The following is an 8,620-nucleotide window of genomic DNA, read 5'->3' as shown; positions in this document are numbered from 1 at the left end:
AGCAAGCTCGCTCCCACTTTTTATTTGGGTGAATGAAAATATTGCGTCCGACTCCAAACCCTGTGGGAGCGAGCTTGCTCGCGAAAGCGTCCTGACATTAAACAAGCATCTTCCTGATTGACTTCCTATTCCCCAGACGCCTTCCGAGTCTTCTTCGCCGGCGCCGCCTTACTGGTTGATTTGGCCTTGGGCTTGGCCGGTGCCTTGCCACCGAGGCTGCGTTTGAGCAGCTCGGTCAAGTCGATAACATCGGCAGTCTTGCGTTCTTCCTCGCCAGTGGTGGTCTCGACGTCCTCGATCTTGCCTTCGTGGGCTTTCTTCTCGACCAGCGCCATGATCTTGTCTTCGAACTCGTCCTTGTAGTCCTCAGGCGACCACTCCGAGGTCATGTCTTCAACCAGACGTTTGGCCATGTCCAGCTCGCCCTTGGCCAGTTGCGGCTTCGTCACTTCGCTGCCCAGCGCCAGTTCATCAAGGCTGCGCACTTCCTGCGGCCAGCGCAGTTTCACCAGAACCAGCGCCGACTCCAGCGGCATCAACGCGGCCAAGTATTGACGGGTATGCAGGACAACGCGGGCGAGGGCGACCTTGTTGGTTTTGCTCAGGGTTTCGCGCAGCAACGCGTAGACCTTGCCGCCGCGCTTGTCTGGCGCCAGGTAGTAGGGCGTATCGATGTTCTGCAGCGGAATCTGCTCGGCATCGACGAACGAGAAAATGTCGATGGTCTGCGTGGAAACCGGGTGCGCCGAGCGGATTTCTTCCTCGCTGAGCACCACATATCGGCCCTTTTCGTAGGCCACGCCTTTGACGATGTTCTCTTTGGTGACTTCCTTGCCGGTGACCTTGTTGATGCGTTTATAGCCCACCGGGTCCATGCTGCGGCTGTCGAGCCAATCGAAGTCCACGCCTTGGGACGACGTCGCTGAAACCAGCGCCACGGGGATGTGTACCAGTCCAAAACTGATTGCGCCTTTCCAGATTGCCCGAGCCATGACCTGTCCTCCGAGTGATGATCAGGTGACCCGTGGCGCGGTGAGAAAGTTTCCAGTGATTGCGCGGCGTCCAGCGGGACGGTCAAGCCGTGTTACATGTTGTTTAAGGCGCGAGGGTTAACAAATCCGAACCCACGGCGTAGCGTGGGCTCCAAGGCTCTAGTCCACGCACATCGAGAGGTATTTCCCATGAACCGGTTTCTGATTGGCATCGCCGTCCTCGCCCTCAGTGGTGGCCTGGTTCATGCCGATGTCGTGCTGGCGCAAAGCCCTACTGGCAACAGCAACAATCCATACAACAGCCCGATCCGCCGGGCCAATCCCAACAGCATGCAGGGCACCCAGCCCAGCGCTCCGCCCCTTCGCGGGCCGAACACCGTTCCCGTGCCACGTCAGCCAACCGTTGAAAATCGCGGTATCGGCAATGGCCAGCCAATTCGCTCGGTGCCGAGCAATCCGCCAACCTTCATTCCCAACCCGCCCCCACGGGGCACCGGCAGCAACCGTTGAACGGCAGGACTGATGTTCTGTCAGCCTTTCACACGAACAAAAGGAATCGTGCATGTTGCGTAAAACCCTTCTAGCCACCTGCTGCGCCGCCGCGCTGATCAGTGCCCCGGCGTTCGCCGCCGCGCCCAAAGAGCTGAAAAGCGAGCAGGGCATTCTTGAAGTCACCACCATTGCCCAAGGCCTGGAACATCCGTGGGCGCTGGCATTTCTGCCTGATCAAAAGGGCATGCTGGTGACTGAACGCCCGGGTCATCTGCGCGTCGTCAGCAAGGACGGCAAACTGTCGGAGCCGATCAGTGGCGTGCCGCAGGTCTGGGCCAAAGGGCAGGGCGGGTTGCTTGACGTGGCGCTGTCGCCAGACTTCAAGCAGGATCGCATGGTCTATCTGTCGTATGCCGAAGGCGGTGGTGAGGGCGGCAAGGCTGGCACGGCGGTAGGGCGCGGACGGCTTTCCGATGACTTGAAGACGCTGAAGGACTTCAATGTGATCTTCCGTCAGGAACCGAAACTTTCGGTGAGCAACCACTTCGGTTCACGCCTGGTGTTCGACCGCGACGGGTATCTGTTCATCACCCTCGGCGAAAACAACGATCGACCGACTGCGCAGGACCTCGACAAGTTGCAAGGCAAAGTCGTACGGATCTTCCCGGACGGCAAAGTGCCGGACGATAACCCTTTCGTTGGCCAGTCCGGTGTCAGGCCTGAAATCTGGTCCTATGGCCTGCGCAACCCGCAGGGCGCGGCGCTCAATCCGTGGACCGGCACGCTGTGGGAGAACGAACACGGGCCACGTGGCGGTGATGAAGTGAACATCATCGAGCGCGGCAAAAACTACGGCTGGCCGTTGGCGACCCATGGAATCAATTACTCGATGCAGCCCATCCCGGAAGCCAAGGGCAAAACTGCTGAAGGCACCGTGGCGCCGCATCATGTCTGGGAAAAATCCCCCGGGGTTACCGGCATGGCGTTCTATGACGCGGATCGCTTCACCCCGTGGCAGCACAACGCGTTTATCGGCGCACTGGTGTCCCAGGAATTGATTCGTCTGCAGTTCGATGGCGATAAAGTCGTCCATGAGGAGCGTTTGCTGGGCGAGTTGAACAAGCGCATACGCGATGTGCGCCAAGGGCCGGATGGCTATCTGTATGTGCTGACGGATGAGGAGAATGGCTCGCTGTACAGGCTGGGGCTGAAATAAGCCAATCGATCGTTCCCACGCTCTGCGTGGGAATGCAGCCCGGGACGCTCTGCGTCCCAAAAGATCGCAGCCTTCGGCTGCTCCCCAATGAGCCGCGCCAGTCAGTCCCGCATTTGGCCGAACCGCCGCCCCGTTGCCTTGTTATAGTTCGGGCCTTATTTCCCAGCCCGGTAAAGGATCACTGCCATGACTCAATACTCCGCCTTCAGCGTCGAACTGGCCGACAACATCGCGCATGTGCAGATCAATCGCCCGGAAAAGATCAACGCAATGAACGCGGCGTTCTGGAGCGAGATTGTCGAGATCTTCCAATGGATCGACGATACCGACGAAGTCCGCGTGGTGGTCCTCAGTGGTAACGGCAAGCATTTTTCATCAGGCATCGATCTCATGATGCTCGCCGGTGTCGCCAACGAGCTGGGCAAGGACGTGGGCCGCAATGCGCGCCTGCTGCGGCGCAAGATCCTCAATCTGCAAGCCTCGTTCAACGCCGTCGACAACTGCCGCAAACCGGTGCTTGCTGCGATTCAGGGCTATTGCCTGGGCGGGGCGATCGATCTGATCTCGGCTTGTGACATGCGTTATGCCGCCGAGGACGCGCAATTTTCCATCAAGGAAATTGACATCGGCATGGCCGCTGACGTCGGTACGCTACAACGGTTGCCGCGAATCATCGGAGACGGCATGCTGCGTGAACTGGCTTACACCGGTCGCACCTTTGGCGCCGAAGAAGCACGCAGCATGGGCCTGGTCAATCGCGTCTACAGCGACAAAGACACACTGCTCGAAGGCGTGTTCGGCATTGCCCGTGACATCGCTGCGAAGTCGCCGATCGCCGTGACCGGTACCAAGGAAATGATCAGCTACATGCGCGACCATCGCATCGACGATGGTCTTGAATACGTTGCCACCTGGAACGCCGCCATGTTGCAATCCACCGATCTGCGCGTGGCCATGGCCGCCCACATGAGCAAACAGAAACCCGAATTTCTGGATTGAGTTAACCATGATCTCTCGCTGGACCACTGCAGTACTCGACACCGATCAACCCGGCGGCTGGGCCGTAGCGCGCAGCCCCGAAGGCTTCCTGTTCGATGACAACGGCGCACTGTTTCCGCGCGAGTGGCTCAAGCGCCAGGACCTGTCGGTCCTCGCTGAGCATGGGATTGGTCATCTCGACGGTGAACCGGTCTATCTGCTTGAGTTGCGCAGCGTCAGCGATGTGCCCGGTTGCGGCTGGAAGGGGCTGCGGGCGTTCATGCTCGAAGGCGATCACACGCTGTACAAAGTGCTCGGTTACGCCGCACAGATCGGCACTTGGGCTCGCGAGCACCGCTTCTGCGGCAACTGCGGCCAGCCGATGAGGCAAGTCCCGCGCGAACGGGCGATGTATTGCCAGCCGTGCGATCTGCGCAGTTATCCGCGCATCTCACCGAGCATGATCGTGCTGATCACCCGTGGCGACGAAATCCTTCTGGCACGCTCGCCGCGTTTCGTCACCGGGGTTTACAGCACGCTGGCCGGCTTCGCCGAGCCGGGGGAATCGGCCGAGGATTGCCTGATTCGCGAAGTTCGCGAGGAAGTGCAGATTGAAGTGAAGAACATCCAGTACATCGGCAGCCAGTGCTGGCCGTTCCCGCATTCGATGATGCTCGGCTTCCATGCCGAATATGCCGGTGGCGAAATTGTCTGTCAGGAAGACGAGATCGAGGACGCCCAGTGGTTCAACGTGCATGACTTGCCGCCGTTGCCGGCGTCGCGTTCGATTGCCCGTTACCTGATCGACGTCTACGTCGCGCGGCGCTTAGGCCACGCTGAACCAGTGCTGCCAGGCTAGGCGCACAGTCAGCCCGAGCACGACAGTGATGAACACCGGACGAATGAATTTGGCGCCGCCGCTGATTGCGGTGCGCGCGCCGAAGAAGGCCCCGACCATCACCGACAGGCCCATGCACAGGCCAATGATCCAGTCGACCTGACCGGAGAAGATGAACACCGACAGCGCTGCGATGTTGCTGACAAAGTTCATGCTCCGCGCCACGCCGCTGGCCTTGACCAGGTCGATCGGGTACAGCAGCAGACTGCTCACGGTCCAGAATGCGCCCGTGCCGGGGCCGGCCACGCCATCATAGAAGCCGAGGCTGAAGCCCTGGGTCGATTGCCATTTCTTTTTGATCGGCGCGTCGCTGTCCAGCGGCGCTTTCGGCGTGCCGCCAAACAGCAAATACAGGCCACAGGCGAAAACGATCACCGGCAGCATCTTGTTCAGCCACTCGGCCGGCAGGTAATGCGCAACCACCGCGCCGGTAAGCGCGCCAACCAGAGTGCCGACAATCGCGTGGGTCCACTGGCGTGGATGAAACAGTTTGCGCTTGTAGAAGGTGAAGCTGGCGGTCGCCGAACCGAAGGTCGAGCTCAGCTTGTTGGTGCCCAGCACCAGATGCGGCGGCAGGCCCGCCGTCAGCAGCGCCGGCGTGGTCAACAGACCGCCACCGCCCGCGATGGCATCGATGAAACCGGCAAGGAAAGCAACAGCAGCCAGAATGGCCAGGGTGGTGAGGTCAACGCTGAGTTCGAAAGGCATGGAGTCGGCTTATTCGGCAAGGCGCAGAACGTGGGCTGCGGGGAGGGCGGTTATGTTACTCATTTCCAGGTATTGCGGCGAGCTATCGCTTTACCCGGATCGCGTCATTGAAATACCTGTTTAGCAGCGGTGGCTAGTTCGAATCAATATAAAAACCTGTCAGGTTTCACAGGTGCCAGATTTTGTATAGAAGGCCAGCATTGACCCTTCTCGCTGTTGGGCGAGTAAAAAGATACTTAAAGGAGAATGGGTGATGGAGATCATTGTTGACCTGCACGGAACTGATGAAACCGAACAAGACGCTCGGGACAAAACCATCAAAAACCGAACTGTAGCTGGAAAAATCCTGGTGATTACGAAGGTTCAGATGCGCCCGGCATCACACTCGGCAACGGTTACCTACGAGTATGAGAACGATCCGAATTTTGATTGGGAGGAAAAAACTGCGGAATATTAAGGCGAGGACAGGGAACTCTACCGGTAACCGGTCAGGAGAACTGATAGGAACAGGCCTGCTGGCGATGCCGATCGGTTATTCAACACATTCATCGAATGACGATCCGCTATCGCTAGCAGGCTAACTGCTCTCCCAGGGGATTTATGTGAATTTAGAGACCGAGTTCACTCAGCCCCGGATGATCATCCGGCCGGCGGCCCAGCGGCCAGTGGAATTTGCGCTCGCTTTCCTTGATCGGCATGTCGTTGATGCAGGCATAGCGCTGGAACATCAGGCCGTTGTCATCGAACTCCCAGTTCTCGTTACCGTACGAGCGGAACCAGTTGCCCGAATCGTCGTGCCATTCATAGGCGTAACGCACGGCGATGCGCGTATCGGAGTAGGCCCAGAGTTCTTTGATCAAGCGATAATCGAGTTCCTTTGCCCATTTGCGCGTCAGAAACGCCTTGGCCTCTTCGCGGTTGTTGGCGAACTCGGCGCGATTGCGCCACTTGGTATCGAGGGTGTAAGCGAGCGACACCTTCTCCGGATCGCGGCTGTTCCAGCCATCCTCGGCCAGACGTACCTTCTCGATCGCTGACGCATGGTTGAATGGCGGCAATGGCGGACGTACCTGGGCTGCATTCGACATGTTCAATCTCCTGATTCATTTAATGTATGAACAACAAGTCCGGCTTGTTGAGAGTTACAGGTCCAATAACTTTCGCGCCATGCATTGCGCATTATCGGCGGCACTGTGATCACCCATCACAAGCGCTACGGTAATGGCGCCTTCAATCAGGATCAGCAACTGTCTGGCCAATAGTTGCGGATCCTCGGCACCATATTCGGTACACAGCTTGCTCACGTAGTCGAGCAGCTTCTGTTTATGTTCTTTGGCCACCAGCCGCACTGGATCCTGCGGATCACCGGTTTCGCCGCTGGTGTTGATAAAGGCACAGCCGCGAAAGCCTTCCGAGTTGAACCAGCCCTTGAGCACGTTAAACAGGTTGAGCAGGCGATCGGTCGGGGTTTCGGCCTGATCGACAGCATGTGTAAACCAGTGCATCCAGCGAATATCCCGCCGTTGCAGGGCTGCGACCACCAAGGCGTCCTTATCGGCAAAGTAACGGTAAATGCTTTTTCTGGAGACGCCGGCGGTCTTCACCAGAAGATCCATGCTGGTGGCAGCGATGCCACTTTTGTAGATCAACTTTTCGGTGACATCCAGAATTATGTCGCGTGTGTCATTGCTGATTGATTCGTTCATGTGGCGAACAGTAGAACGGCTGTTCTCCTTGGTCAAGCGAATTTCTTCAGCGTGTGTGAAAACGCTTTCGCGAGCACGCTCGCTCCCACAGGGGAATGCATCTCAACGGTGGGAGCGAGCCTGCTCGCGAAGGGGCCATTACGGACACTGACAAGACCCGGCGCAGACGATGGTGTAAGCTCTCAAACTCTTCGGAATCGAACCTTGCGAGCCTTATGCCGTTGCTTTTCAAACGTTCTCTGCTGCCTAAACTGCGCAGCTTCGCGCTGACCGCCGAGGCGGTGAGCATTCTGTCCAGTGCTGCCGAATTCCGACGCTGCCTACTCGAGCAAATCGCCGCAGCGACCCAGCGCATCTACATCGTCGCGCTGTATCTGCAGCAGGACGAAGCCGGTCAGGAAATCCTCGATGCCCTGCACGCGGCCAAGCTCAAGCGTCCCGAACTGGAAATCGCCGTGGTGGTTGACTGGTTGCGTGCCCAGCGCGGTCTGATCGGCGCCGGTAAGCAGCCGGGCAACGCCGCCTGGTATCAGGACATGACCCGCACGCATCAGAGCGAAGTGCCGATCTACGGCGTGCCGGTGCAGACCCGCGAGCTGTTCGGCGTGCTGCACCTCAAAGGCTTCGTGATTGACGACAAGGTGGTCTACAGCGGCGCCAGCCTCAACAACGTCTATCTGCACAAACTCGACAAGTACCGTTTCGACCGTTACCACGTGCTGCACAGTCGCGAGCTGGCGGATTCGATGCATCACCTGGTCAAGCATGGCCTGATCGAATCGAAAGCCGTGCACCGCCTCGACCTGCCCAACCTGCCGACTACCCGCAGCCTGCGCAACGACATCGGCGACCTGCGCAGCCGTCTCAAATACGCGACCTATGATACCGGCGCCGGCAGCACCAGCCGAGAAGGTCTGTCGGTCACGCCACTGCTCGGCGTCGGCAAGAACAACCCGCTGAACCGGGCGATTCTCGAACTGATTGCCAGCGCGCAAAAGCAGCTGACTATCTGCACGCCGTACTTCAACCTGCCACTGGGCGTGATCCGTGAGATCAACCGCGCGCTGGCCCGTGGCGTGAAGATCGACATTGTGGTCGGCGACAAGACCGCCAACGATTTCTACATTCCGCCGAGCGAGCCGTTCAAGGTGATCGCCGCGCTGCCGTATCTGTACGAGATCAGCCTGCGCCGCTTTGCCAAACGCCATCAGCACAGCATCGACAGCGGCCAATTGAACCTGCACTTGTGGCGCGACGGTGACAACACCTATCACCTCAAAGGCATGTGGATCGATCAGCGCTACACCTTGCTGACCGGCAACAACCTCAATCCGCGCGCGTTTCGCCTCGACCTGGAAAACGCGCTGCTGATCGACGACCCGAAAGGCGAGTGGCTGGAGCCACGGGTGAAAGAGCTGGAAAACATCTTCCGCCATACCACGCGGATCGATAACTTCCAGTCGCTTGAAACGCTGCCGGATTACCCGGCAGGGGTGGCGAAGTTTCTCAAGCGGGTGAGTCGGGTGAGGATTGAGCGGTTGCTCTACAGGATTCTCTAGCGCGTCCGGAATTGCTTTCGCGAGCAGGCTCGCTCCCACATGGAAATGCATTCCAACTGTGGGAGCGAGCC

General features: G+C 58.6%; 10 protein-coding genes. 6 read left to right on the top strand and 4 right to left on the bottom strand.

Translation table 11 applies throughout. From position 1 onward, the window contains the following. Nucleotides 1–125: 125 nt before the first annotated feature. Nucleotides 126–992, bottom strand: a complete 867-nt coding sequence (locus tag QMX86_RS26205; protein WP_073474486.1) for a Ku protein — start codon at nucleotides 990–992, stop codon at nucleotides 126–128. 189 nt (nucleotides 993–1,181) lie between these two features. Here QMX86_RS26205 and QMX86_RS26200 point away from each other — a divergent pair, with 189 nt between their 5' ends. The 4 genes from QMX86_RS26200 (at nucleotide 1,182) to nudC (ending at nucleotide 4,537) form a co-directional block, all read left to right on the top strand. Further along, nucleotides 1,182–1,502, top strand: coding sequence for a hypothetical protein (locus tag QMX86_RS26200; protein WP_041480395.1), 321 nt, complete (start codon nucleotides 1,182–1,184; stop codon nucleotides 1,500–1,502). A gap of 52 nt (nucleotides 1,503–1,554) precedes the next feature. Then, nucleotides 1,555–2,700: a PQQ-dependent sugar dehydrogenase gene (locus tag QMX86_RS26195; protein WP_122698300.1), complete on the top strand. Its 1,146-nt coding sequence runs from the start codon at nucleotides 1,555–1,557 to the stop codon at nucleotides 2,698–2,700. Nucleotides 2,701–2,886: 186 nt separating this feature from the next. Further along, nucleotides 2,887–3,699 (top strand): crotonase/enoyl-CoA hydratase family protein, encoded by an 813-nt coding sequence (locus QMX86_RS26190; RefSeq protein WP_122698299.1) that lies wholly within the window; start codon nucleotides 2,887–2,889, stop codon nucleotides 3,697–3,699. Between the two features lie 7 nt (nucleotides 3,700–3,706). After that, the gene (gene nudC, locus QMX86_RS26185; RefSeq protein ID WP_282387079.1) at nucleotides 3,707–4,537 is read left to right on the top strand and encodes an NAD(+) diphosphatase; all 831 of its coding nucleotides are present in this window, start codon (nucleotides 3,707–3,709) and stop codon (nucleotides 4,535–4,537) included. Here the strand turns inward: nudC and QMX86_RS26180 are convergent. After that, the gene (locus tag QMX86_RS26180) at nucleotides 4,505–5,284 is read right to left on the bottom strand and encodes a TSUP family transporter (RefSeq protein ID WP_016774706.1); all 780 of its coding nucleotides are present in this window, start codon (nucleotides 5,282–5,284) and stop codon (nucleotides 4,505–4,507) included. The genes nudC and QMX86_RS26180 overlap by 33 nt on opposite strands. A gap of 253 nt (nucleotides 5,285–5,537) precedes the next feature. Between QMX86_RS26180 and QMX86_RS26175 the strand changes: the two genes are divergently transcribed. Continuing rightward, the gene (locus QMX86_RS26175; protein WP_130930112.1) at nucleotides 5,538–5,741 is read left to right on the top strand and encodes a hypothetical protein; all 204 of its coding nucleotides are present in this window, start codon (nucleotides 5,538–5,540) and stop codon (nucleotides 5,739–5,741) included. A 151-nt stretch (nucleotides 5,742–5,892) separates the two neighbouring features. On the opposite strand, the gene QMX86_RS26170 is transcribed toward QMX86_RS26175, so the two are convergent. Together QMX86_RS26170 and QMX86_RS26165 are read right to left on the bottom strand one after the other, a co-directional pair. Continuing rightward, on the bottom strand, nucleotides 5,893–6,372 hold the full coding sequence (locus QMX86_RS26170) for a nuclear transport factor 2 family protein (RefSeq protein ID WP_130930111.1): 480 nt from the start codon (nucleotides 6,370–6,372) through the stop codon (nucleotides 5,893–5,895). A 54-nt stretch (nucleotides 6,373–6,426) separates the two neighbouring features. Then, the gene (locus tag QMX86_RS26165; RefSeq protein ID WP_282387080.1) at nucleotides 6,427–6,990 is read right to left on the bottom strand and encodes a TetR family transcriptional regulator; all 564 of its coding nucleotides are present in this window, start codon (nucleotides 6,988–6,990) and stop codon (nucleotides 6,427–6,429) included. Nucleotides 6,991–7,205: 215 nt separating this feature from the next. On the opposite strand from QMX86_RS26165, the gene pssA reads away from it, so the two are divergent. Further along, nucleotides 7,206–8,549 (top strand): CDP-diacylglycerol--serine O-phosphatidyltransferase, encoded by a 1,344-nt coding sequence (gene pssA / locus QMX86_RS26160; RefSeq protein ID WP_282387078.1) that lies wholly within the window; start codon nucleotides 7,206–7,208, stop codon nucleotides 8,547–8,549. Nucleotides 8,550–8,620 lie beyond the last annotated feature (71 nt).

Source organism: Pseudomonas sp. PS01270 (assembly GCF_029959775.1).
GTDB lineage: Bacteria > Pseudomonadota > Gammaproteobacteria > Pseudomonadales > Pseudomonadaceae > Aquipseudomonas > Aquipseudomonas atacamensis.
This window is presented reverse-complemented; position numbering and strand designations above follow the sequence as displayed.

Bases quoted from the DNA above. Each gene is read 5' to 3' on its own strand.
- QMX86_RS26190 (WP_122698299.1), top strand. From the start codon at position 2,887: ATGACTCAATACTCCGCCTTCAGCGTCGAACTGGCCGACAACATCGCG.
- QMX86_RS26180 (WP_016774706.1), bottom strand. From the start codon at position 5,284: ATGCCTTTCGAACTCAGCGTTGACCTCACCACCCTGGCCATTCTGGCT.
- QMX86_RS26175 (WP_130930112.1), top strand. From the start codon at position 5,538: ATGGAGATCATTGTTGACCTGCACGGAACTGATGAAACCGAACAAGAC.
- QMX86_RS26165 (WP_282387080.1), bottom strand. From the start codon at position 6,990: ATGAACGAATCAATCAGCAATGACACACGCGACATAATTCTGGATGTC.
- QMX86_RS26205 (WP_073474486.1), bottom strand. From the start codon at position 992: ATGGCTCGGGCAATCTGGAAAGGCGCAATCAGTTTTGGACTGGTACAC.
- QMX86_RS26200 (WP_041480395.1), top strand. From the start codon at position 1,182: ATGAACCGGTTTCTGATTGGCATCGCCGTCCTCGCCCTCAGTGGTGGC.
- QMX86_RS26195 (WP_122698300.1), top strand. From the start codon at position 1,555: ATGTTGCGTAAAACCCTTCTAGCCACCTGCTGCGCCGCCGCGCTGATC.
- nudC (WP_282387079.1), top strand. From the start codon at position 3,707: ATGATCTCTCGCTGGACCACTGCAGTACTCGACACCGATCAACCCGGC.
- pssA (WP_282387078.1), top strand. From the start codon at position 7,206: ATGCCGTTGCTTTTCAAACGTTCTCTGCTGCCTAAACTGCGCAGCTTC.
- QMX86_RS26170 (WP_130930111.1), bottom strand. From the start codon at position 6,372: ATGTCGAATGCAGCCCAGGTACGTCCGCCATTGCCGCCATTCAACCAT.